General features: G+C 71.8%; 21 protein-coding genes. 15 read left to right on the forward strand and 6 right to left on the reverse strand.

Translation table 11 applies throughout. The features are described from left to right. Positions 1-49: 49 nt before the first annotated feature. Together J8M50_RS23535 and J8M50_RS23540 are read right to left on the reverse strand one after the other, a co-directional pair. Positions 50-1,486, reverse strand: a complete 1,437-nt coding sequence (locus tag J8M50_RS23535) for a carboxylesterase family protein (protein ID WP_010355822.1) — start codon at positions 1,484-1,486, stop codon at positions 50-52. 613 nt (positions 1,487-2,099) lie between these two features. Continuing rightward, positions 2,100-3,212 (reverse strand): acyltransferase family protein, encoded by a 1,113-nt coding sequence (locus tag J8M50_RS23540; RefSeq protein WP_223786252.1) that lies wholly within the window; start codon positions 3,210-3,212, stop codon positions 2,100-2,102. Between the two features lie 246 nt (positions 3,213-3,458). Between J8M50_RS23540 and J8M50_RS23545 the strand changes: the two genes are divergently transcribed. Beyond that, positions 3,459-4,496, forward strand: coding sequence for a LacI family DNA-binding transcriptional regulator (locus tag J8M50_RS23545; RefSeq protein WP_010355825.1), 1,038 nt, complete (start codon positions 3,459-3,461; stop codon positions 4,494-4,496). A gap of 56 nt (positions 4,497-4,552) precedes the next feature. Then, complete coding sequence (locus J8M50_RS23550) at positions 4,553-5,470, forward strand: glycoside hydrolase family 68 protein (RefSeq protein ID WP_010355827.1); 918 nt, start codon at positions 4,553-4,555, stop codon at positions 5,468-5,470. A gap of 7 nt (positions 5,471-5,477) precedes the next feature. Here the strand turns inward: J8M50_RS23550 and J8M50_RS23555 are convergent, their stop codons facing one another. Further along, positions 5,478-6,506, reverse strand: coding sequence for a LacI family DNA-binding transcriptional regulator (locus J8M50_RS23555; protein ID WP_029184143.1), 1,029 nt, complete (start codon positions 6,504-6,506; stop codon positions 5,478-5,480). A gap of 241 nt (positions 6,507-6,747) precedes the next feature. Here J8M50_RS23555 and J8M50_RS23560 point away from each other — a divergent pair, with 241 nt between their 5' ends. From J8M50_RS23560 to J8M50_RS23590, 7 genes are all read left to right on the forward strand, one after another. Further along, positions 6,748-8,094 carry an ABC transporter substrate-binding protein gene (locus J8M50_RS23560; protein WP_010355831.1) on the forward strand — a complete coding sequence of 449 codons (1,347 nt, stop codon included), beginning with the start codon at positions 6,748-6,750 and terminating at the stop codon, positions 8,092-8,094. Further along, on the forward strand, positions 8,091-9,020 hold the full coding sequence (locus J8M50_RS23565; protein WP_050987290.1) for a carbohydrate ABC transporter permease: 930 nt from the start codon (positions 8,091-8,093) through the stop codon (positions 9,018-9,020). Before J8M50_RS23560 ends, J8M50_RS23565 begins: the two co-directional genes overlap by 4 nt. Position 9,021: 1 nt before the next feature. Next, positions 9,022-9,846, forward strand: coding sequence for a carbohydrate ABC transporter permease (locus J8M50_RS23570; RefSeq protein ID WP_010355835.1), 825 nt, complete (start codon positions 9,022-9,024; stop codon positions 9,844-9,846). A gap of 48 nt (positions 9,847-9,894) precedes the next feature. Further along, complete coding sequence (locus J8M50_RS23575; protein ID WP_010355837.1) at positions 9,895-10,719, forward strand: SAM-dependent methyltransferase; 825 nt, start codon at positions 9,895-9,897, stop codon at positions 10,717-10,719. Positions 10,720-10,801: 82 nt separating this feature from the next. Continuing rightward, on the forward strand, positions 10,802-11,263 hold the full coding sequence (locus J8M50_RS23580; protein WP_010355838.1) for a hypothetical protein: 462 nt from the start codon (positions 10,802-10,804) through the stop codon (positions 11,261-11,263). 176 nt (positions 11,264-11,439) lie between these two features. After that, on the forward strand, positions 11,440-12,486 hold the full coding sequence (locus J8M50_RS23585) for a cellulose binding domain-containing protein (protein ID WP_010355839.1): 1,047 nt from the start codon (positions 11,440-11,442) through the stop codon (positions 12,484-12,486). A 28-nt stretch (positions 12,487-12,514) separates the two neighbouring features. Continuing rightward, positions 12,515-13,429: an alpha/beta hydrolase family protein gene (locus tag J8M50_RS23590; RefSeq protein WP_010355841.1), complete on the forward strand. Its 915-nt coding sequence runs from the start codon at positions 12,515-12,517 to the stop codon at positions 13,427-13,429. Between the two features lie 69 nt (positions 13,430-13,498). On the opposite strand, the gene J8M50_RS23595 is transcribed toward J8M50_RS23590, so the two are convergent. Continuing rightward, complete coding sequence (locus tag J8M50_RS23595) at positions 13,499-14,350, reverse strand: helix-turn-helix domain-containing protein (protein ID WP_010355842.1); 852 nt, start codon at positions 14,348-14,350, stop codon at positions 13,499-13,501. Positions 14,351-14,418: 68 nt separating this feature from the next. On the opposite strand from J8M50_RS23595, the gene J8M50_RS23600 reads away from it, so the two are divergent. Then, a complete protein-coding gene (locus J8M50_RS23600) occupies positions 14,419-15,207 on the forward strand; it encodes an alpha/beta fold hydrolase (protein WP_010355843.1) in 789 nt (262 codons plus the stop codon). Here the strand turns inward: J8M50_RS23600 and J8M50_RS23605 are convergent. Next, positions 15,197-15,505: a GNAT family N-acetyltransferase gene (locus J8M50_RS23605; protein WP_010355844.1), complete on the reverse strand. Its 309-nt coding sequence runs from the start codon at positions 15,503-15,505 to the stop codon at positions 15,197-15,199. The genes J8M50_RS23600 and J8M50_RS23605 overlap by 11 nt on opposite strands. A gap of 62 nt (positions 15,506-15,567) precedes the next feature. Continuing rightward, positions 15,568-16,842: an MFS transporter gene (locus tag J8M50_RS23610; protein ID WP_040837164.1), complete on the reverse strand. Its 1,275-nt coding sequence runs from the start codon at positions 16,840-16,842 to the stop codon at positions 15,568-15,570. 56 nt (positions 16,843-16,898) lie between these two features. Between J8M50_RS23610 and J8M50_RS23615 the strand changes: the two genes are divergently transcribed. From J8M50_RS23615 to J8M50_RS23635, 5 genes are all read left to right on the forward strand, one after another. After that, positions 16,899-17,930, forward strand: a complete 1,032-nt coding sequence (locus J8M50_RS23615) for an ArsR/SmtB family transcription factor (RefSeq protein WP_010355846.1) — start codon at positions 16,899-16,901, stop codon at positions 17,928-17,930. Between the two features lie 107 nt (positions 17,931-18,037). Next, positions 18,038-19,150, forward strand: coding sequence for an ABC transporter substrate-binding protein (locus tag J8M50_RS23620; RefSeq protein WP_010355847.1), 1,113 nt, complete (start codon positions 18,038-18,040; stop codon positions 19,148-19,150). A gap of 81 nt (positions 19,151-19,231) precedes the next feature. Further along, complete coding sequence (locus J8M50_RS23625; protein ID WP_010355848.1) at positions 19,232-20,422, forward strand: sensor histidine kinase; 1,191 nt, start codon at positions 19,232-19,234, stop codon at positions 20,420-20,422. Then, complete coding sequence (locus J8M50_RS23630) at positions 20,419-21,066, forward strand: response regulator (protein WP_010355849.1); 648 nt, start codon at positions 20,419-20,421, stop codon at positions 21,064-21,066. Before J8M50_RS23625 ends, J8M50_RS23630 begins: the two co-directional genes overlap by 4 nt. Positions 21,067-21,145: 79 nt before the next feature. Further along, positions 21,146-22,885: a pyruvate dehydrogenase gene (locus J8M50_RS23635; RefSeq protein ID WP_010355850.1), complete on the forward strand. Its 1,740-nt coding sequence runs from the start codon at positions 21,146-21,148 to the stop codon at positions 22,883-22,885. Positions 22,886-22,914: the final 29 nt, after the last annotated feature.

A 22,914-nucleotide genomic window follows, 5' to 3' on the forward strand; every position in this document is an offset into this window, starting at 1 on the left:
TGGCTCATGCCGAGTTCCTTACTCTGTTCTGCGCTGTTCCGGATCGCTGTCAGGGGCGGTCGATGCCCTCCCACAGGTCGAGGGCCTGCCGGTAGTGGGCGGTGGCCTCGAAGGGAGGGTTGCCGACGGTTTCCGAGGTGGGCTTGTCCGTGACGGCGGGCCACAGGCGGGTCTGCTCGCCGGTGGCGAAGTCGAGGACGAGGTCGCGGATACGTGTGTCGCGCTCGGCCTGTTCCGCGCTGCGGCCCGGCTGTTCCTGGCCGACCAGGGCGTACATCTCTGTGCCGTGTACGGCGGGTGTGCCCTCGGCGGGGCCGATCAGGAGGAGGTGGGCGTTGCCGCCGGCGGCGGCGTGGGTCAGGGCGCCACGCGCTGCGGGGAGCCCGAAGAGGTAGTCCGTCAGGAGTGCGGCGCGGACCTCGGCAGGGGTACGGCCGTCCTGGTCGTAGGCGTCGACGATCTTCTTGGCGCGGGAGCGGGGAATGCGCCAGCCCGCGATCTCGTCGACGATGCGGTCGACGGTGTGCGGGTCGAACCGGTCGAGGTCGTTCGCCACCCACCAGCCCATGTCGTCGCTGGCCATGCTCAGCAGCACGTCGACATCACGGTGTGTGCCCGAGGCGAGTACGTCCATGGGGTGGGCGTGCAGCACCGCGCCGGGCTGTCCGGTGTCCAGGACGACGCCGAGGCTCTTGCTGTCCATCCCGCCACGGACTCCGAGGTCCGTCGGGGTGACCTTGTGCAGGGCGGCCACCAGGGACGCCGTGTCGAGGTCGAGCAGCTTCTCGGGGTTGTCCGCGACGCCGAGTTCGGTGACGAACAGGTGGGCGAGCTCCTCGGCCCACCAGGCCGGCTGGAGCCGAGAGGGCCCGGCGGAGAACCCGGCCAGCCGCCGGTACAGGCCGTCGGCGGAGGCGGCGCCCAGCAGGCCGAAGGTGGAGTAGGCGCCGCCGCTGTGGCCGTAGACGGTGACGTTGTCGGGGTCGCCGCCGAAGTGGGCGATGTTCCCCTTGATCCAGGTCAGCGCGGCGATGACGTCCTGAAGGCAGAGGTTGCTCGCCTCGGCGAGCCGCCCGCCGTACTGCGACAGCGAGACCGCGCCCAGGGCGCCGAGCCGGTAGTTGACCGACACACCCACCACGCGGCCCGACGCGGCGAGGCCGGCGGCGTTCGAGGTGATCTGCGTGTTCGCGCCGTACTCGAATCCGCCGCCGTGGATGTACACGGCCACGGGCAGCGCCGTGCCGGCCGGCTGCTCGGGGGCCCACACGTTCAGGTTCAGACAGTCCTCGCCGGTCCCGCTGTCGGCTTCGAGCCAGTCCCCGCTGTCGGGCTGGACGGAGACGACGCCCTTGCGGTCGTAGGGGAGGTCCGGGTCGAAGTCCGCGACCACGGGGCGGCGGTATCGCTCGGCGGTGGCGTACGGGATTCCCCACCAGGACCGCACCCCTGGTGCGGTGGGAGCCTTGGGCGCAGTCGCGGTCATGGCGTGAGATTCCTTCCGATGCGGTTCGGGTGTTTCGCGCGGCTGATCGCTCGCGGTGACGCTCCCCAGCATTCCCCGGGCTTCGGTAAATCGCCTGGCGAGCAGCGGTCACCTGGTGGTCATGAGGTGACACTTCGGCAACAAGAACTACGTGGCTGCCGGCCGGACCGTCGGCTCGAAGCAGCAGATCGGTGCCGCACTGACCACCCGGAAGCGTCGGGAGAGAATGCCCGGCATGACGACTTGAAGAGCACCGGCCGCGCGATGGCGATGGACGAAGGTCGGCGCGCTGGACACGGTCCCCGACGGAGACCGATACGCCTGCGCGGCCTGCCGGACGCCCGTCCGCTCGTACCAGTACCGCTGCCACCCGCCGGAATCCCCCCTGTACGAGCGGTGCGTCGGTCTCGCGTGGTGCCCGGACTGCCGTACCTACACCGCCGACCTGGTGCACGTCCCCCGGCAACGAACCCTCACCGACGCCTTGGCCGCGCTTCCGGAGGACCGACGCGAACGTATCGCCCGTTCTGAGACCCGGCTGATCGACTTCCTGAACCGCGAGGCCAGGGGTACGTGGTTGTCCTGACAGGTCGGTGAGCGTCGTGTTCGCCGGTCACCGTCCGGTTCGGGGCAGGAGTAGGCGTCGGCCGGGGCGTTCCACGCCCTCGTACAGTGCCCATGCCAGTCCGAGCGATACGAGGAGGGCGGCGCCGGTGACCGTGAGTGCCAGTGCCGTCGGGAGGTGGCGTAGGGGGAGGAGTTGTTCCCCCAGGCGTAGTACCAGGACGTGGACCATGTAGAACGCGAAGGACCACTCGCCCAGCACCACCAGCCGGCGTCGGCGCCAGAAGGAGGGCAGGCCCCGTAGGTCGGCCATCGCCGCTGCCGGGATCAGTAGGGCCAGGCCGATGACCGTGCACGCGGACGTCGAGTAGCCGTTGGGGAGTTGATGCGTGAGGAAGTAGCCGACGACCGTGAGCGCGAGGGACACGTCCAGCCCGGGGCCGCGCCACGCGCCGAGCCGGACCAGGCAACCGGCGGCGGCTCCGAGGACGAACTCCGGGAGGCGGGCGGCGGGGTTGCTGGTCAGGGTCCAGTCCAGGGAGTAGTGGAGGTTCGCCCACGGGAGCAGGAGCACGAGCAGGGCGGCGGCGGCCATCACGCCGACGAGTGCGCGGGACCCCAACCGGCGCAGGAACACATGGAGCAGCGGGAAGACCGCGTAGAAGAACGCCTCGCAGGTCAACGACCAGCTCACCGGGTTGACCGCCTGCCACCAGTCCCGCTTCCACGAGCTGACCAGCAACAGGTTCGCCACGGTCTCGCCGGTGCCGCTGGGTCGCAGGCCGGGTATGAGGGTCGCGGCGAGGACCAGCGTGAGCAGCGCCGTGACCAGGTGGACGGGGTAGATCCGGGCGAGCCGGCGCCGCCAGAACCGGTGGGCGCTGTCGCCGTCCCGCGCCGACCAGGCCAGCACGAACCCGGAGAGCACGAAGAAGAACGACACCCCTACGGCACCGGGCCCGGCCGCCCAGTCCACCAGCCGCCCGCTCTCACCGCCGAAGTAACCGAAGTTCCGGATGTGATGCAGGAAGACGAGCAGCGCGGCGGCCCAGCGCATACCGGTGAGCGAGGGCAGTGAACCTTTCGGCAGAGGGACGCGGGCCACGGCGGGGCGGTCGGGCAGCTGGCTGATCGTCGGCGCGGCGACGTCATGGGTGGTCAACGGGAGATCCTTGGGTGCGGGGGCGACGGAGTGTTCCTCACACTTCCCCATAGGCACTTCGGCACCGCGAGGTTCGCTCGATCGGTCCGATTTCCCCATCTCTTTGCCGTGTTGTGACGCGAGCGTGCGGAAAACGCACCGACGGCGTGCAGGGGCTGTCGTGCGTGCTCCCTTCGGCGACGGGACCGGGTGGCCGGGCGTGCCCGCGCGATGGGCGAAGATGGCCCCGCGCGGGAGGAGCGACACATGGGCAGAGTGACCCTGGCCGACGTGGCACGGCACGCGGGGCTGTCGGTGACAGCGGCGTCCCTGGTGCTCAACCGCCGCCCCGGCACCCGGATCTCGGAGGAGGCCCGCGCCAGGGTCTTCGCCGCCGCCGAGGAACTCGGCTACCGGCCCAACGTCGCCGCCCGCAGCCTCCGTACCCGCAAGACCGCGACGCTCGCCTTCGTCTCGGACGCCGTCGCCACCACCCGCTTCGCCGGCGACATGATCCGCGGCGCCCTCGAAGCGGCCCGCGAACGCGACCACGTCCTCCTCATCGCCGAGACCCAGGGCGACCCGGAGGCCGAACGGCAGGCGGTCGAGGCGATGTTGGACCGCCAGATCGACGGTTTCGTGTACGCGGCCATGGCATGCCGCCGCCTGACCGTGCCCCCGGCGATGGCGAGCCGCCCCACGGTCCTCCTCAACGCCGACAGCGCCGAACCCGTCGCCGCGATCCTCCCGGACGACGAACGCGCGGGCCACGACGTGGCGACGCTCCTCCTGGAGCACGGCCACCGCCGTATCGCCGTGATCGGCCGGGCCGACGCCGTCGAACGCGACCCCCGCCGCTCCCTCGCCGCAGGCCCCCGCCTGCGCGGCATCCGGCGCGCCCTGGAGCCGTACGGCCTGCGCCTCACCCCCGGCGGCCGGGCCGACGAATGGGAGCCCGCCGACGGGTACGAGGCGATGCGCGAGCTGCTGAGCCGCCGCACCCCGCCCCGGGGCATCGTCTGCATGAACGACCGGCTGGCCCTCGGCGCGTACCAGGCGCTGGCCGAGGCGGGGCTGTCCGTGCCGGGGGACGTCTCCGTCGTCTCCTTCGACGACGACCCCATCGCGGGCTGGCTGCGTCCGGGGCTGACGACGGCCGCTCTGCCGCACGAGCGGATGGGGCGGCTGGCGGTGGAGACCCTGCTCGACCAGGAGGTGCGGCCCGGCGTGCGGTGGGTGCCGATGCCCGTCCAAGTGCGGGGGTCTGTCGGGGCGCCCACCCAGCAGGATGAGCCGACTGTTTGATAAAACGATTTAGCCTGCTAGTTTTCCCGCAACGTCTGTGAGCGAGAGGCACGTCGATGTTGCGCTTGCCCGATCACTGGGTGTGGGACAGCTGGTACACGCGGGACGACGAAGGCCGCCACCACGCCTTCTTCCTCAGAGCGTCCCGCGCCCTCCTGGACCCCGACCGCCGCCACCACCGCGCCTCGGTCGGCCACGCCGTCTCCGACGACCTGCGCACCTGGCACCTCACCGCCGACGCGCTGACCGCCGCCGACGACCCCGCCTGGGACGACCTCGCCACCTGGACGGGTTCCGTGGTCCGGGCCCCCGACGGCCGCTGGCACCTGTACTACACGGGGGTCAGCCGCGCCGAGAACGGCCTCGTCCAGCGCATCGGCCTCGCGGTCTCCGACGACCTCCACACCTGGCACCGCCACGGCGACAAACCCCTCGTCGAGGCCGACCCGGCCTGGTACGAACGCCTCGGCGACGGGACCTGGCACGAGGAGGCGTGGCGCGACCCGTGGGTGTTCCCCGACCCGGCGGGGGAGGGCTGGCACATGCTGATCACGGCGCGTGCGGGCCAGGGCCCCGCAGCGGGCCGGGGCGTCATCGGCCACGCCCGCTCGGCGGACCTCCTCGACTGGACCGTGGAACCACCCCTCACGGAACCCGCCGGGTTCGGACACCTGGAGGTGCCGCAGGTCGCGGTCGTGGACGGACAGCCGCTGCTGCTGTTCTGCACCAACACCCCGCACCCGCGCGCGGACGAGGGCCGCCTGTGGGCGATCCCCGGCGCGTCGGTCACGGGCCCCTGGGACCCGGCTACGGCAACTCCCGTACCCGGCCCGGACCTCTACGCGCCCCGCCTGGTCCAGGGCGCCGACGGAACCTGGCAGCTCATCGGGTTCGTCGACGAACGGGACGGGGTGTTCGTGGGGGAGCTGTCGGACCCCGTACCCGTGCACTGGACCCCCGAAGGGCTCCGCTGATCCCCCGTCAGCCGCGAGGCCGCGCATGGGACGCCCGCAGCATCACCGGCATGGGCACGCGGTGGACGGCCGGTTCCGTGTCGCCGTCGAGCAGCGTCTCCACGGCCAGCCGCCCCAGCCGGTAGTGCGGCAGCGCCACGCTGGTCAGCGGCGGCCGGACCCACATCGCGAGGTCCGAGTCGTCGAACGACACCACCGACACGTCGTCCGGCACCCGTAGCCCCGCCTCCTGGAGCGCCTGGTAAGCCCCCAGCGACAGCCGGTCGTTGAGGCAGACCAACGCGCGCGGCACGGTCCCCGCCGCCAGCAGTCGCCCCACCTCGCGGTGCCCGTCCTCGGGCTGCCAGTCGCACTCGGCGACCCCGTCGACCCGTACGCCCGCCCCCGCGAGCACCTCCTCGATGCCCCGCATCCGCTCCAGCCCCGCCCACACCCCGTCCGGCGTCGCCTCCGTCACGTGACGCCCGCCGATGACGTGCACACCCTCCCGGTGCCCGGCGTCGAGCAGCGCACGCGCCGCGTCGCGGCCCGCGTTCACCTCGTCCGGCAGGACGCTCGGCCAACGCGCGTCCCGTTCATAGCAGTTGAGCAGCACCACCCGGGCGTCCCGCAGCGCGGCCGGGAGCCGCACCTCGCGGCTGTACATCGTGGCGTACACGAACCCGTCGACCTGCCGGTCCAGCATCCCCTCGACGAGCCGGGTCTCCGTCTGCGCGTCCCCCTCGGTCTCCGCGACGAACAGGACGTGCTCGCGGGCGCCCGCCGCGTCGAGGGCGCCGTGGATGACCTCGCCCGCGAACTGGGTCGTCGCGATGGTGTCCGAGATCAGGGCGACGGTCCTGGTCACCGACGTGCGCAGGCCACGGGCGGTGAGGTTGGGCCGGTAGCCGAGTTCGCGCGCGGCGCGCCGTACACGCTCCTCGGCGTCGCCCGAGATGCGCATGTCGCGGCGGCCGGCGAGGACGAAGGACGCCGTGGTCGGCGACACCCCGGCCAGGCGGGCGACGTCGGTCATCGTGACGCGTCGTCGGCTCAAATGCGTTCCTCCGCACGGTGCTTGACAGGGTCTGAGGCAGGGCTCATGCTCACTGCTAAATCTATTTAGCACCGGTGAAAGCCGCCTTGGCAACCGTCTGGACCGACGGTGCCGGGATCACCGGAACCGGCTGTCACGGCCTCCCCACAGGCACGTCCGGAGCCGCCGGACCGTGTCCGCCACCACGACCTCGACCGGGACTCCCCGATCCCTCCCTCGTGACCCAGGCAAGGAGTGCTCCATGTACGAAGGCACGGCGAAACCATGGCCGGTACGGGCCCTGATGATCCCCCTCATACTCCTGGGCGCCGCGTGCAGCGCTCCCGGCTCCGGCGCTCCCGCCGCCTCCACCGGGGACCCGGCGGTGAGCACCTCGCTCGGCACCGGCGAGGTCACGCTCCAGATGTACGCCGAGACCGGGTTCCCGCTGGCCAAGGCGCTGGCGGACGAGTTCACCCGGCAGCATCCGAACGTCACCTTCAAGGTGCGCGAGGACCAGTTCACGGTGCTCGTCGAGAACGCGCCGCGTGTCCTGGCCGGGGACAACGCGCCGGACATCATGCGGCTGCCGACCATGGTCGACCTGGTCAAGGACAACCTGCTCAAGGATCTCGACCCGTATTTCAAGGCGTACGGGTGGGACAAGTTCCCCGCCTCCCAGCTCGCGCAGCTCCGGGTGGACAAGGCGGGGCAGCGGGGTTCGGGGCCCCTGTACGGCGCCGGGCTCGGGTACAGCGTCACCGGTGTCTTCTACAACAAGGACCTCGCGAAGAAAGCGGGCATGAGCGGGGTGCCGGGGAGCGTCGCCGAGTTCGAGGCGCTGCTGGGCAGGGCCAAGCAGGCGGGGGTCCAGCCGATCGTGCAGTTCAACAAGAACACCGCCGGCATCAACTTCCCGTACCAGGCGCTCCAGAACCAGTTCACCGACCCGGCCGCCGTCAACGACTGGATCTTCCAGAAGACCGGCGCCACCTTCGACACCCCGGCGTCCCTCAAGGCCGCCGAGACCATCGGGAAGTGGGCCCGCGCCGGGTACTTCACCAAGGACGCCAACGCCATGGACTACACCACCATGGTCGGTGACTTCACCAAGGGGCGGGGCCTGTTCATGTTCAACGGGGACTGGGAGTCGGCCAACCTCGACGCGAAGATGCCCGGCAACGTCGGCTTCTTCCTCTTCCCGGCCGAGAAGTCCGGGGGACGGCACGTCGCGATGTCCTCGCCGAACACCTTCGGGATCGGGGCCCGCTCGAAGCATCCGAACGAGGCCGCGTACTTCCTCAACTGGCTGCACACGGACGCCAAGGCGCGCAAGATCCTCGTCGACGTCGGCGGCTCCAGCCCTGGCGGGCCCGCCGATCTCGCCGTACCGCAGGCCAAGGCGGGCACCGTCCTCGCCTCGACCCTCGCCGCGTCGCAGCAACTCGCCGCCGAGAACGGGGCGGTGGACTTCACCGCCAACGCGACCGGGTCCATCTTCGCGTCGGCCATCACGCCCGAGCTCCAGAAGCTGATCGTGGGCCAGCAGACGCCCGGGGGGTACGTGAAGGCCGTACAGAAGGAGTACGCGAAGGAGCTGTCGCGGTGACCGCTACTTTGCCCGAGGTGCGACCCTTGTCGCGTACGGCCGGGAAGGTCGTGAGGAAGCGGCGGGGGACCCGCTGGAGCGGCTGGCTGTTCGTCGTCCCCGCCCTCGCCGTGTACGGGTTCTTCGTCCTCAAGCCCCTGCTGACGACCTTTCAGTACTCCCTCTACCGCTGGGACGGCATCGGTCCCTCGGAGTGGGTCGGGCTCGACAACTACCGGACCGTGCTGACCGATCCGGACCTCCTGGAGATCATCGGGCACGCGTTCGTGCTGATCGTCTTCTTCAGCTTCGTCCCCGTCGTCCTCGGCCTGTTCGTCGCGAGCCTCATCCACCGCGTCAGCACCGGCGCGCTCGGTACGGCGGCCCGGACCGTCCTCTTCCTCCCGCAGGTCATCCCGCTCGTCGCCGCGGGCATCGCCTGGAGCTGGGTCCTGAGTACGACCGGCATGGTCAACCAGGTCATGGACGCGATCGGCCTCGGCCGGTACACGCGCGCCTGGCTCGGCGAGTTCGGTACGGCGCTGCCCGCCGTCGGGATCATCGGGGCCTGGGTAATGCTCGGCCTGTGCACGATCCTCCTCGTCACCGGCATGAGCAAGATCGACCCGTCGCTGTACGAGGCCGCGCGCATCGACGGGGCCGGGTCGGTGCGGGAGTTCTTCGCCGTCACCCTGCCGAGCCTGCGCCGCGAGATCGGGATCTGCCTCACGGTGACCGTCATCGCCGCGCTCGCCAGCTTCGACATCGTGTACATCTCCACCAGCGGCGGGCCCGGGACCTCGACGACCGTGCCGGGGCTGGAGATCTACCGGCTCGCGTTCGCCCAGCGGCAGGTCGGGCTCGCCTCCGCGCTCGCTGTCGTCCTCATGCTGCTCGTCCTGCTCTGCGTCCTGCCGATCCAGCGGCTCTCCCGAGAGGGCAAGTGAAGTGAACATCAGCCGCCGCGAGGCGCTCACCGGGCGGGCCTTCCTCGTCCTGCTCATGGTCGTCACCCTCCTGCCGTTCGTCAGCATGCTGTCCGCCGCGCTCCAGCCCCGGGGGACCGTCCCCTCCGGCCTGGAGTGGCCCTCCGACCCGCAGTGGGGGAACTTCGCCGACGCCTTCGACGTCGCCAACATGGGTGCGCTGCTGAACTCCAGCGTCCTCATCGTCCTCGGCGTCGTCCCGGCCGCCGTCGTCCTCGCGACCATGGCCGGGTTCGGACTCGGCCACCTCAAGGTGCGCGGCGGGGGCATCGCGATGGGTGTCCTGCTGCTCGGCCTGACCATGCCCTTCGAGGCCGTCATCACCCCGATCTACCACCAGATCGACGGCCTCGGCCTCCTGAACACCCGCTGGGCCATCGTCCTCCCGCTGATCGGCCTCTACATGCCGTTCGCGGTCTACTGGATGCGCGCCCACTTCCTCAACGTGCCGAAGGAGCTGTCCGAGGCCGCGCGCGTCGACGGCGCCACGACCTGGCAGCTCTTCTGGCGCGTCCACGTACCCCTGGCCCGCCCCGCCATCTCCTCCCTCACGATCCTCCTGTTCCTGTGGACCTGGAACCAGTTCCTCCTGAGCATCGTGATGGTCGACGACCCGGCGAAACGCACGATGGCCGGAGCGCTCGGCGCCTTCCAGGGCCAGTGGGGCACGGACCTGGTCCTCCTCTGCGCGGGCTCCCTCCTCATCCTCACGCCCACGCTGATCGTGTTCCTCGTGTTCCAACGGCAGTTCGTGACGGCGTTGTTGCAGGGGTCGGTGAAAGGGTGAGACGAGCGGGCGGGGCCTACCGACCCGCCCGACTTCCTGCGAGGCGCCATGTCCGGTACGACACCCCCGTACATCGACCCCACGAAACCCAGCATCGCCCGGGTGTACGACGCTTTCCTCGGCGGCACCGACAACTACGAGGTGGACCGCGAGGTCGTCGCCGCCGTCCGCAGGGCCGCCCCCGAGGCCGCCGACCTCGCGGTCGAGAACCGCGCCTTCCTGATCCGCGCCTGCCGCTTCCTGGCCGGCGAGGCCGGCGTCACCCAGTACCTGGACTGCGGCTCCGGCCTGCCGACCGCCGAGAACACCCACGGCGTCGTACGGCGCGGCGCCCCCGACGCCCGGGTCGTGTACGTCGACAACGACCCGCTGGTCCTGGCCCACGGCCGCGCGCTCCTCGAAGAGAGCGGGACCGAGAACACGGTCATCGTCGCCGAGGACATCTTCGACCCCGAGACGCTGCTGCGGAACGCCGTCGTACGCTCCGAACTCGACTGGACCCGGCCGATCGCCCTGCTCCAGCTGGGCACGCTGCACCACTACAACGCCGAAGCCGTACGCACCCGCGAGGACATCATGCGCGCCTACATCGACGCGCTGCCGTCCGGCTCCTACGTGGCGATCAGCCACTTCCTCGACCCGGAGGACGAAGACAGCGCCACCGCCCGGCAGTTGGAGCACATGTTCCTGCACAGCATGATGGGCAGCGGCACGTTCTCCACCACGGCCGAACTCGAATCCCTCTTCGCCGACCTGGACCTGCTCCCACCCGGCCTGACCCGCTGCGCCGACTGGCACCCCGACACACCCCACCTCAAACCACTGAACGTGGCGCAACGCTGCATCGCCGGGGGCATCGCACGCAAACCCTGAAACCGGCAGGGCGCCTGGGGGGCTTCTCACCTCGCTCGCGCGCCTAGGCTCGCACGGCCAACCCCCGCCGAAGGAGCCGCCGTTGATCACCGACCCGACCATCCTCCGTATCGGCCACGCCGTGGAACTGCACCACCACCAAGGCCAACGGGCAGCCGCGCGCGACCTGTTCACGGAGATCTGGGCCGACATCGGCGGCGAGGAGGGGGACCCGCTGTACGTGTGCGTCCTCGCGCACGCCATGGCCGATGTGCAGGACGACGTACGCGAGGAACTGGAGTGGGACCTGCGGGCACTCGCCGCCGCCGGTCTCGTCACCGACGAGCGGGTGGCGCGGGCCGGGGTCACGTTGTCGGTGGCCGGGCTGTATCCGTCGTTGCATCTCAATGTGGGGGAGTGTCACCGGAAGTTGGGGGATCTTGTTCAGGCCCGCGAGCATCTTCAGCGGGCGCGGGACACCATCGGGGCGCTGGGGGACGACGAGTACGGGCGGCTCATCCGGGAGGGGCTGCGGCGGCTGGCGGAGCAGTTGGAGTCCGCGTGAGCGGGGCGGCGGCACCGCCGGTGGGGCAGCGGGTAACTGGCCGGGCGTCAGTGACTACAAGTCATAGTGCGTGACGGGTGATTGACAGTTCATCAGATCGTCGGGAAGCTCGTGATGCGGTCCATGGGTTCCGGGAGAACGAACAAAGGCACGTTCGCGAAGGAATGAGGACCAGCATGCGCAGACCCGGCCCGTCCCCCCTCCTGCGGATCCTTCTCGCAGCGCTCCTGTTCAGCCTCGGCATCGCCCTCGCCCCGCCCGCCTCGGCCGCACCCCCCGTCCGCATCATGCCGCTCGGCGACTCCATCACCGGCTCCCCGGGCTGCTGGCGGGCGCTCCTGTGGAACCAGTTGCAGAGCACCGGATACACGAACATCGATTTCGTCGGCACCCTCGCACAGCAGGGCTGCGGCCAGCCGTTCGACGGTGACAACGAGGGCCACGGCGGCGAGCTGGTGACCAACATCGCGGACCAGGACCTGATGCCCGCCCGCCTCGCGGCCACCCGCCCGGACATCGTTGCCATGCACCTCGGCACGAACGACGTGTGGAGCGCGATCGCCCCCGACCGCATCCTCGCCGCCTACACGAAACTCGTCGGCCAGATGCGGGCCGCCAACCCCGACATGAAGATCCTCGTCGCCCAGATCATCCCGATGACCCCCACGAACTGCTCCGCCTGCGCCCAGCGCGCCGTCGACCTGAACGCCCGCATCCCCGCCTGGGCCCAGGCGACGAGCACGAGCCGCTCCCCGGTGACGGTCGTCGACCAGTGGACGGGGTTCGACACGGCGACGGACACGTACGACGGGGTGCACCCCTCCGACCCCGGTAACGCGAAGATCGCCGCCCGCTGGTACCCGGCCCTCACCGCACTCCTCGTCCAGGGCGACCCCGGCGATCCCGGCGACCCGGGCGCCTGCGCGGCGACCTTCCGCGCCGTCTCCTCCTGGCAGGGCGGCTACCAGGGCGAGGTCACGGTCACCAACACCTCCACCTCCCCGGCGACGGGCTGGACCGCCACCGTCGTACCGGGTACGGGCGCCCGGATCACCCAGGCCTGGAACGGCACCCTGAGCACGGCGGCCGACGGCACCGCCACCGTCACGAACGCGTCCTGGAACGGCGCCCTCGCCCCCGGCGCGAGCGCCTCCTTCGGCTTCATCGCCAGCACCCCGGGCACCCCCTCGGCCACCGCCACCTGCACCGCGCGAACCTCCTGACCTCCACCAGTAGAGAGGACCGCACCGCATGCACCCGAACAGGACAGTACGACTGCGAGCCGCGCTGATCGCGGCCGTGATCGGCCTGCTCGCCGCGCTCGTCTCCACCGCGCCGGCGACCGCGCAGGCCAACCCCTACCAGCGCGGCCCCGACCCGACCGTGAGCAGCGTCGCCGCCCAGCGCGGCACGTTCGCCACGGCCGAACTGACCGTCGCGCCGGGCAACGGGTTCAACGGCGGGAAGATCTACTACCCGACCGACACCAGCCAAGGCACCTGGGCCGCGATCGCGGCCGTACCCGGCTACACGGCCCGCTGGGACAACGAGGGCGCCTGGATGGGGCCCTGGCTCGCGTCCTTCGGGTTCGTCGTCATCGGCATCGACACGAACAGCACCCTCGACTGGGACACCGCACGCGGCACCCAACTCCTCGCCGCGCTCGACTACTTGACGCAGCGCAGCCCCGTACGCGACCGCGTCGACCCGAACCGGCTCGGCGTCCTCGGCCACTCCATGGGAGGCGGCGGCGCGATCAGCGCGGCCGAACGCCGGCCGGCCCTGAAGGCGGCCGTACCGCTCGCCCCCTTCTCGCCCTCGCAGAACCTCTCGACCCTCCGCGTCCCGACGATGATCGTGAGCGCGCGGGACGACAGCGTCGTGACGCCGTCGTCCGTTGACAACCTGTACGCGACCATGCCCGCCGCCACCCCGGGCGCGGCCCTCGAACTCACCACCGGCGGCCACGGCTTCCCCACCTGGGGCAACTCCGCGGTGACCCGCCGCACGATCCCCTGGCTGAAGATCTTCCTCGACAACGACACGCGCTACACACAGTTCCTGTGCCCGTCCCTCGCGGACCCGAGCGGCATCTCCCGGTCACGGACGAAGTGCCCGTACGGTACGGCTCTGTCGGCGCCCGCAACGCAACTCGCCGTCCGCTGAACCGACTTGCCGCGTCAGCCTGCCCGGCACGGACCGGGCAGGCCCGGAGCCGGAGGATCTCGGCGAGGGTCAACTCCGGGCGGCGCCCGGCGACATGAGGCCCGGCCACGCCAAGTCGTCGACCGCGAGGAACGGCTCCCGGGCCACCGCCGCCGGAGTCGCCCCCGTGTACGCCGCGACCTCCCGGTGCAGATGCGACTGATCCGCGTACCCGGCGTCCGCCGCGACCCGGGACGCGGACTCGCCCGCGACCAGGCGATGGGCGGCGTGGTCGAAACGGACCAGGGACGCGGCGCGCTTCGGCGGCAGCCCGAGCTGGGAACGGAACCTGGACCACAGGCGCTTGCGGCTCCAGCCGACCTCCGCCGCGAGCCCGTCGACCCGGACCAGGCCACGGCTGACGCCGATACGGTGCCACGCCCACGCGACCTCCGGGTCCACCGGCGCCCCCGCCTCGTACCGGCGGCCCAGCAACGCGTCCGCCAGCGCGAACCGCCCCTGCCACGACGGCACTTCGGCGAGCCGCTCCCGGATCCGGCCCGCCTCGCGGCCCCACAGGGCGTCCAGGGGCACGGCGTCGCCGTCGAGGTCGGCGGGGGAGACGCCGAGCACCGCGCGGGCGACGACGGGGGACAGCCGCACCTGTACGCACTCGACGTCCTCGCCGCTCACCACGGCCGCACCGCCCGACCCCAGACCGGGCCCGGCGACCAGGCATCCCCGCCGCCGCCCGCCCGCACTGTCGAGCACCGGCGCTCCCGCCCCGAACTCCAGCAGCAGCGTCACCGCCGGGTGCGGGACCATGCGCAGCGCGTCCAGGTCACGGACCCGGAACCCGGCCATGGTGAGACCGGGTGTGCGGCTGGGCCGCTCGGGGCAGGCGACGTCCCAGACAGCGGCACCGTGCTGGAAAGTCCCCATGGGCGCAGGCTACTTGAGGGGAACATTCGTCCAATACGGCGGCGGGCGCCGGCGGCGACAGTGGGCGCATGACCGACACTCCGACGCTGGACGACGGCGACCTCCACGTACGCCAGGACGGCCCCCGCGACGCCCCCGCACTCCTCCTCATCCACGGCTCCGCCTCCTCGGCCCGCTCGTGGGACGCCCTCGTCCCCCACCTCACCGGCTCCCACCACATCGTCCGCCCCGACCTCCTCGGACACGGACGGTCGGCCAAACCCGCCGACCGCAGCTACGCCCTCCCCGACCAGGCGCGCCGCCTCGGCGCCGTACTGGACCGCCTCGGTGTCGGACACGCCGTCGCCGTGGGCCACTCCAGCGGCGGCGCGGTCGCCACAGCCCTCGCGGAACAACGCCCCGACCTGGTGACCGGGCTCGCCCTGATCAACACCGGTCCCGGCCTGTACGCGTACATCGCGTCCGATGCCAGCATCTCCCAGTGGCCGCCGACCGACGAAGAGATCCGCCGGTTCGCGAGCACCGGCTTCAGCCGTCCCGGCTACGAGATCCCGGCGGAACTCCTGGACGAGGTCCGCCACATGACCCTCCACACCCTCACGGCGACGATGCAGGCCACGCGCGCGTACCTCGACGAACGCCCCCTCCCCGACCGGCTGGCCCCCCTCGGCAAGCCGCTGCTGGTCCTCTTCGGCGAGGACGACCGCAGGTGGCGTTCCTCGTCGGCAGCCGACTACGGCACGGTCCCGGGCGCCCGGATCGAACTCCTGCCCGGCCTCGGCCACTCACCCATCCTGGAGGACCCGCAGCGAACCGCCGCCTCTCTGCTGGCGTTCACCACAGCGCTCAGTCGCTGACGCTGCTGCGGTTCTGGTAGAGGAGGTCCGCGTACGCCGGGTGGCGGTCGATCCAGGCCGAGTAGAAGGGGCAGGTCGCCAGGACCCTGAGGCCGGCGGCGCGGGCCTCGTCGAGGGAGGTCCGGGCCAGGGCGGAGCCGATGCCCCGGCCCTCGTGGGCGGGCGCCACCTCCGTGTGGACGAACACGATCAGCTCCGCCGTACGGATGTACTCCGCGAACCCGGCGACCTCGGAACCCCCGTCGATCCGCGCCTCGTAGCGGCGCGCCTCGGGTGCGTCGACGACCTCGACCGTCACGTGTCCTCCTGAGAGTGATGCGTCAAATGGATCGGCATGGTTGACGTGGCAACTTCCGCCGTTCAGCCGAGCCTAATCGACGGTGTCCGGTGTGGCGTCGCCGGAGCCGGCAGCTCCCGGAGCGCGCGGACGGGGGAGAGGAAGACCGGGAGGAAGGCGCCGGCCAGGCACACCGCGCCCGCCCACACGGCGACGCGTACGTCCGCGACCTCGCCGATGAGGCCGCCCAGGGCGGAGCCGACGGCCAGGGCGCCGGTGAGCAGGAAGCGGAAGGTGGCGTTCATGCGGCCGAGCAGCGGGTCCGGGGTCAGGTGCTGGCGCAGGGTGACGCCGAGGACGTTGTCGATGCCCGTCTTGGTCATGATCGCCAGCCACCCGGCACCGGCCACCCACAGCCACGGGCCGGTGCCGACCAGGGCGACAGCCACTGCGGCGGGCGCGAACCACGGCCCGGCCAGGGCCAGGGTGCGGCCGTGGCCGAGACGGGCGGCGAGGGGGCGGGCGAGGCGGGCACCGAGCAGGATGCCCACGCCGCCGGCCGCCCAGTACAGGCCGAGTGCCCCGGCGGACAGGTGCAGTTCACGGCTGAACAGCACCGGCAGCATGGCGTTGACCATCTGCGCGCCGAGGTTGGTGAGGGTCGCGGTGAGCGCCAGGGCCCGCAGCTCGCGGGTGCCGAAGACATGGCGCAGCCCGTCCGCGATCTCGGTCCGCAGCCGTCGCCCGGCGGCCGAGGGCTTCGTGCGGGCGTGGTGGCGGGCCATACCGGTGAGGCCGCAGGCGGACGCGAGGTAGGCGAGGGCCCCGCCGAGAATCGCCAGGGGCGCCGTGAGGAGCTGGACCATGAAGCCGCCCGCGCCACGGCCGGCGATGTTGGCACCGGCCATCAGGCTGACGATGGCCGCGTTCGCCGGTACGAGGTGCTCGCGGCCGACCAGTTCGGGCAGGACGCTCTGCGAGCCGACGTCGAAGAACACCGTGGCACAGCCCGTCAGCAGCACCACCGCGTACAGCTGCGGCAGCGAGAGCACCCCCAGCCACCAGGCGAGCGGGATCGAGGCGAGCAGCACCGCGCGAGCGGCGTCGGCGGCGACCAGTACGCGGCGCCCGGACAAGCGGTCCACCCACGCGCCCGCGGGCAGCCCGATGAGCAGGAAGGCGGCGGTGGACAGCGCGGCCAGCGCACCGGCCTGGCCGGGACCGGCGTCGAGCACGGTGACGGCGAGCAGCGGAATCGCCACATAACTGACGTTGCTGCCGAGGTGACTGAGGGCGCTCGCGGCGAAGAGCGTGCGGAAGGCGCCCACGCGCCACGGGGAATCCGGTGCTTCGGTCATGCGGCGTACGGTGCGGGACACCGCACGGCTCACTCCAGAGATTTAGGCTGAGCTAAATGATCGAGATCGAATTCACCATGCAGGACGTGGCCCGCACCCACTTCGCGATCTCCCCGCTGTGGGAGGTGATGGCCAGCGTCCGGGTGCTCAAAGGGGCGGACGAACACGGCCTGCACCGCACCTGGGCGGACCGGGTACGCCCCCGGCTGGCGGCGTCCGGTCTCGACCTGAGCCCCCTGTTCGACCTCGTCCCGCTGCCCGCGCGCTCGCCCTGGGCCGGCAGCGTCCCGGGGTTCCTCTGCCCGGCCCCCACGACACCGCTGCCGTCGCTGGAGGTGGAACTCGCCACGGTACGGGCCATGCCACCGGCGCTCCTGCGCACCACGGCCGGGGTGCCGCAGGCGCGGCTGGCGGCACTGCGCGGCGACCCGGCCGCCGAACTAGCACGGCTGGCGGACACGATCGAGGCGTACTGGGAACTGGCGCTGGCCCCGTACTGGCCGAGCATCCTCACCCTGCTGGAGGCCGACATCCGCTACCGCGCCGGACGCCTCGTCGACGGCGGCGCACAGCACCTGTTCACCGACCTCGACCCACAGGTCACCTGGGCCGAAGGCACCCTGCACCTGGATCACCGCACCGTGCGCGGAGCGCGCCGGCTCGACGGACAGGGCCTGCTGCTGGTGCCCTCCGCCTTCGTCTGGCCACGCGTCTTCTCCGTACTCGACAAACCGTGGCAGCCCTCGCTGCGCTATCCGCCCCGCGCCGTCGGCACGCTCTGGCACACCCGCCCCGCGACCGTCCCCGACGCCCTGGCCGGGGTACTGGGCCGCTCCCGCGCGATGATCCTGACCGAGCTGACCGCCCCCGCGTCCACCACCGAACTAGCCCGCCGCACCGGCCTGACCCCCGGCGGCACGTCCCAGCACCTCACCGCCCTGCGCAACGCCGGCCTGGTGAGCGCCCACCGCGCAGGCAGACAGGTCCTGTACGCACGCACCCGAGCCGGCCAGACCCTGACAGAGGCGGCACAACCGGGCACGCCACCGGGCATGCGGGCCAACCCCCTTGTTCAACCGAACGATTGAACGCATCGCCCGCTTCCGGATGACGCGCGGGCGGCCGGTGCCGGGACAGGGTGGGCAGACGCCGGGACGGCGGTCGTCCTGGTGCCGAGAAGGGACTCACCCCCCACATGCCCAGCAAGTTCAGCAGGCGACGGATCCTCACGGTCGGCGCGGGTGCCGTCGTCGGAGCGGCGGCGATGCCCGCAGCCGCGCAGGCGGTCACCGGCCCGCGCGAAGAGACCCGCACGCTCGACGAGTTGTACCGGGACGCCGTCGCCGAGGGCGGCAAGCTCGTCGTCTACGCGGGCGGCGACCTCGCCGACTCCGGCAGCGGAGCCAACGCCCGCGCCGCGTTCCGCCAGCGGTTCCCCGAGATCGACCTGACGCTGATCGTGGACTACAGCAAGTACCACGACGTCCGCATCGACAACCAGCTCGCGACCGGCACCCTCGTCCCCGACGTCGTCCAGCTCCAGACCCTCCACGACTTCACCCGCTGGAAGCGCCAGGGACAGCTCCTGCGCTACAAGCCCGCCGGATTCAGCAAGCTGCACCCGCAGTTCCGCGACCCGGACGGCGCCTGGGTGGCCGGCGCGGTCCTCTCCTTCAGCTACCTGTACGACGTCGCGGCGGCCGGCGCGGACGCGCCGCGCACCCCGCTCGACCTGATCGACCCGCGCTGGAAGGGCGCCATCGCCTCGACGTACCCGCACGACGACGACGCGTCCCTCTACCTCTTCGCCCTGTACGTCGAGAAGTACGGCTGGGACTGGGCCGCCGCCTTCGCCGCGCAGCAGCCGCAGTTCGCGCGCGGCTCCTTCTCGCCCGGCGTCGCGGTCAGCAGCAAGCAGAAGGTCATCGGCGTCGGCACGGGCGCCAACCCGACCGTCACCAGCCCGACGAAGATGGGCATGACCGAGGGCCACCCCTTCATGGCGTGGGGCCAGCGCATCGCGATCCTCAAGCAGAGCCCGCGCCCCACGGCGGCCAAGCTCTACCTCAACTGGCAGATCTCCACCGAGCGCCAGTCCTCGGCGAGCTGGTCCGTACGGACGGACGTCCCCGCGCCCACGGGCCTGAAGCCGGTCTGGGAGTACCCGGACGCCCACCTCGACGGCTTCCCCCGCTTCATGGAGGACCGCGCCGAGGTCGAGCGCCTGAAGCAGACGTTCGCGCTGTACTTCGGCGAGGTCAGGGGCGAGCCCACGCCGGGCTGGCCGGGCCTGCACCCCGGGCGCTGAGCCGAGCCCTCGCGGGTCAACTCCCTTGATCGGCAGCAGGTTTACACTCGGTGGTCCGTCATCGGACCCGAGGACCGCCCCGTGCCGCCTGCCACCTACAAGGGCCTGCCGCTGCTGCGGTCGCTCCCGCACCTCCTGCTCCTGGCCGTCGTCCTGAGCACCCTGGCCCGGCTCGCGTACCTGCCGAGCGCGCTGTGCTGGTCGGTCGCCCCGCCCGTCGTCCTCCTGGCGACGGGCTACGGCCTGGGCCTCGGCCTGTGGGACCGGATGGGCCCCCGCGTCCGGCGCGTCTGGTTCGCCCTGCTCCTGGGCCTGTGGGCGTGGGTCGCGTGGGTGCTCCCGGTCAGGCTCGTGGGCGGCTACATCTGGCTCGCCGTACCGCTGGCGGTGCTGGCCCTGCGGATGTTCCGGGGCTGGGCCGCGCCGGCCGCCGTAGCTCTGATCACGCTGCTGCTGGCGGCGGCGATCCTGCGTACGCAGGGGACGCTCAGACCGGACCTCGCGGCCCCGCCCGTCGCGGCGGTCTGGTTCACCGCCGCCCTCTACCGCAGCCAGCAGTGGCTCGTGCACGAACTCCGGCGCACCCGCGACGAGTTGGCGCGCCGGCAGCGGGAGGCCGGGGTCCTCGCGGAGCGCTCCCGCATCGCCCGCGACCTGCACGACACCCTCGCCCAGGAACTCTCCGGCAACCGGATGCTCCTCCAGGCCGCCGAACGGGACTGGGACCGCCGCCCCGAGTCGGCCCGCCGCCAGGTCCACGCGGTCGCGGAGGCTCTCGGCGCGAGCCTCGCGGACACGCGCAGCATCATCCGGGACCTGACCCCGGCGCCCCTGGCGAGCGGCGATCTCGCGGCGGCGCTACGGGAGTTGTGCACGCACAAGGGCGTCCCCGAGGGGATGCCGCACATCGCCTTCGGCGTGCTCGGCGAGGCGGCCCGCGAGGTGCCCCCGGAGCAGGCCGCCGCGCTCCTGCGCATCACGCAGGGCCTGCTGGCCAACGCGTGCGAGCACGCGGACGCGGCGCACGTGTGGGTGACCCTGGACCGCCGGGAGACCGGCACGGTCGCGGTGGAGGTCCGCGACGACGGGGTGGGTTTCGACCGGGACGTACAGGGAACGACCGCCGCCGGACGCGGCTTCGGCCTCGCCGCCATCCGCGACCGCCTCGCCGCGTGCGACGGAACCCTCACCGTCGACAGCACCCCCGGACACGGCACCAGAGCCCTCGCGACCCTGCCCGTCCCCGCGCTCGTCACCGGAGCCCCCCGATGACCGTCCGCATCCTCTTGGTCGACGACCACGCCGTGGTCCGCGCCGGTCTCTTCGCCCTCCTCGACGGCGAGGACGGCTTCGCCGTGGTCGGCCAGACCGGCGACGGGTACGAGGCCCTCCACCTCGCCGAGGCCCTGCGCCCCGACGTCGTCCTCATGGACCTCCGCCTCACCGACGCCCCCGGCGTGGGCGAACGGGAGGACGGCATCGAGGCGACCCGCCGGATCGCCGCCGCGCTGCCGGACGTACGGGTCGTCGTCCTCACCAGCTACCAGGGCCAGGGGGACGTCGTCCGGGCGATGGAGGCGGGGGCGCGCGGGTACGTCTTGAAGGCGGGGCCGCCGGAGGAGCTGTTCCGGGCGGTGCGTACGGCGGTCGCCGGGGGGACGGTGCTCGCACCCGAGGCCGCCGAGCGGCTGGCCGGGCACATGGCCGACCCCGGTTCGGCGCTGACCGGGCGGGAGACCGAGGTCGTACGGCTGCTGGCGCGGGGGCACAGCAACCGGGGGATCGCGGGGGCGCTGTTCCTGACCGAGGCGACGGTGAAGACGCACCTGGTGCGGATCTATCGCAAGCTGGGTACCGAGAACCGGGCGAGCACGGTGACCGAGGCCGTCCGCCGGGGGCTGATCGAGCTGGACTGAGACCCTGCCCCCGATGCGCTTGACGTGTCAACTAGATTTGGGTCCGGCAAGAGCGACACGAGTTAGGAGAGGTCCGGCGATGCGGAACCCGAGCGTGGCCCAGCAACTGGTGGACATCCTGCGGCAGGCGGGCGTGGAACGGATCTACGGAGTCGTCGGCGACAGCCTCAACTCCGTCGTCGACGCGGTCCGCCGCACCGACGGCATCGAATGGGTCCACGTCCGCAACGAGGAGGCCGCCGCCTTCGCCGCAGCGGCGGAAGCCCAGCTCACCGGCAAACTCGCGGTGTGCGCGGGCAGTTGCGGACCCGGCAACACCCACCTCATCCAGGGCCTGTACGACGCCCACCGCTCCGGGGCGCCCGTCCTGGCGCTCGCCTCGCACATCCCGTCGAACCAGATCGGCACCGGGTACTTCCAGGAGACCCACCCCGAGCGCCTCTTCACCGAGTGCAGCGACTACTGCGAGATGATCGGCACCCCCGAGCAGATGCCCCGGGTCCTGCGGATCGCCCTGCAACGAGCCCTCGGCAACAGCGCCGTCTCCGTCCTCGTCATCCCCGGCGACGTCGCCCACGCCCAGGCCACCCACCCCACCGGCACCAGCCACCTGGTCACCGAGCGGGGCCGCGTCGTCCCGCCGGACACCCAGGTCCAGGCGCTGGCCCGGAAGATCGACGAGGCCCGCAAGGTCATGATCTTCGCGGGTGCCGGCGTCCGCGACGCCCACACCGAGGTCATGGCCCTCGCCGAGAAGGCCGCCGCCCCCGTCGGCCACACCCTGCGCGGCAAGGAGTGGATCCAGTACGACAACCCGTACGACGTCGGCATGAGCGGACTCCTCGGCTACGGCGCCTGCTTCGACGCGATGCACGACGCCGACCTTGTGATCCTGCTCGGCACCGACTTCCCGTACAACGACTTCCTGCCGCAGGCCCGCACCGTGCAGATCGACCACGACGCCGGGCGCCTCGGGCGGCGTACCGTGCTCGACCTCGGGGTGCATGGCGATGTACGCGAGACGCTGCGGGCCGTGCTGCCGCTGATCGAGGCGAAGGGTGACCGGTCCTTCCTGAACCGGATGCTGCACCAGCACGCCAAGGCGCTGGAGACCGTCGTCGGCGCGTACACGCGGGACGTCGAGCGGCACCTTCCCATCCACCCCGAGTACGCGGCCTCCGTCCTCGACGAACTCGCCGCCGACGACGCGGTGTTCACCGTCGACACGGGGCTGTCCAACGTGTGGGCCGCCCGCTACCTCACCCCCAACGGGCGGCGCCGGGTGATCGGTTCGTTCCTGCACGGCACGATGGCCAACGCTCTGCCGCACGCGATCGGCGCGCAGTTCGCGTACCCCGGGCGGCAGGTGATCTCGATGTCCGGGGACGGCGGACTCGGCATGCTCATGGGCGAGTTGCTCACCGTCAAGCTGCACGAGCTGCCGGTGAAGACGGTCGTCTTCAACAACTCCTCGCTCGGCATGGTGAAGCTGGAGATGCTCGTGGAAGGACTCCCCGAGTACGAGACCGACCACGCGCCCGTCGACTACGCGGCCATCGCCCGGGGCGCCGGCATCGAGGCGATCCGCATCGAACGCCCCGAGGACGTCCGCGAAGGCCTCAAGCGGGCCCTCGCCCACGACGGCCCGTTCCTGGTCGACCTCGTCACCGACCCCAACGCGCTCTCCATCCCGCCGCACATCTCGGCGGCCCAGGTGAAGGGCTTCGCGTTCGCGGCCGGGCGGACGGTGCTCGACGGGGGCGTGGGCAGGATGCTCGACCTGGCACGGGCCAACCTGCGGAACGTTCCCCGGCCCTGACCAGAGGTGATCAGCGGTAGACGCTGAGG

This window comes from Streptomyces acidiscabies (genome assembly GCF_020010905.1).
Classification (GTDB): Bacteria; Actinomycetota; Actinomycetes; order Streptomycetales; family Streptomycetaceae; genus Streptomyces; species Streptomyces acidiscabies.

Bases quoted from the DNA above. Each gene is read 5' to 3' on its own strand.
- J8M50_RS23535 (WP_010355822.1), bottom strand. From the start codon at position 1,486: ATGACCGCGACTGCGCCCAAGGCTCCCACCGCACCAGGGGTGCGGTCC.
- J8M50_RS23590 (WP_010355841.1), top strand. From the start codon at position 12,515: ATGCACCCGAACAGGACAGTACGACTGCGAGCCGCGCTGATCGCGGCC.
- J8M50_RS23550 (WP_010355827.1), top strand. From the start codon at position 4,553: ATGTTGCGCTTGCCCGATCACTGGGTGTGGGACAGCTGGTACACGCGG.
- J8M50_RS23575 (WP_010355837.1), top strand. From the start codon at position 9,895: ATGTCCGGTACGACACCCCCGTACATCGACCCCACGAAACCCAGCATC.
- J8M50_RS23560 (WP_010355831.1), top strand. From the start codon at position 6,748: ATGTACGAAGGCACGGCGAAACCATGGCCGGTACGGGCCCTGATGATC.
- J8M50_RS23610 (WP_040837164.1), bottom strand. From the start codon at position 16,842: ATGACCGAAGCACCGGATTCCCCGTGGCGCGTGGGCGCCTTCCGCACG.
- J8M50_RS23600 (WP_010355843.1), top strand. From the start codon at position 14,419: ATGACCGACACTCCGACGCTGGACGACGGCGACCTCCACGTACGCCAG.
- J8M50_RS23595 (WP_010355842.1), bottom strand. From the start codon at position 14,350: ATGGGGACTTTCCAGCACGGTGCCGCTGTCTGGGACGTCGCCTGCCCC.
- J8M50_RS23585 (WP_010355839.1), top strand. From the start codon at position 11,440: ATGCGCAGACCCGGCCCGTCCCCCCTCCTGCGGATCCTTCTCGCAGCG.
- J8M50_RS23615 (WP_010355846.1), top strand. From the start codon at position 16,899: ATGATCGAGATCGAATTCACCATGCAGGACGTGGCCCGCACCCACTTC.
- J8M50_RS23620 (WP_010355847.1), top strand. From the start codon at position 18,038: ATGCCCAGCAAGTTCAGCAGGCGACGGATCCTCACGGTCGGCGCGGGT.
- J8M50_RS23635 (WP_010355850.1), top strand. From the start codon at position 21,146: ATGCGGAACCCGAGCGTGGCCCAGCAACTGGTGGACATCCTGCGGCAG.
- J8M50_RS23545 (WP_010355825.1), top strand. From the start codon at position 3,459: ATGGGCAGAGTGACCCTGGCCGACGTGGCACGGCACGCGGGGCTGTCG.
- J8M50_RS23630 (WP_010355849.1), top strand. From the start codon at position 20,419: ATGACCGTCCGCATCCTCTTGGTCGACGACCACGCCGTGGTCCGCGCC.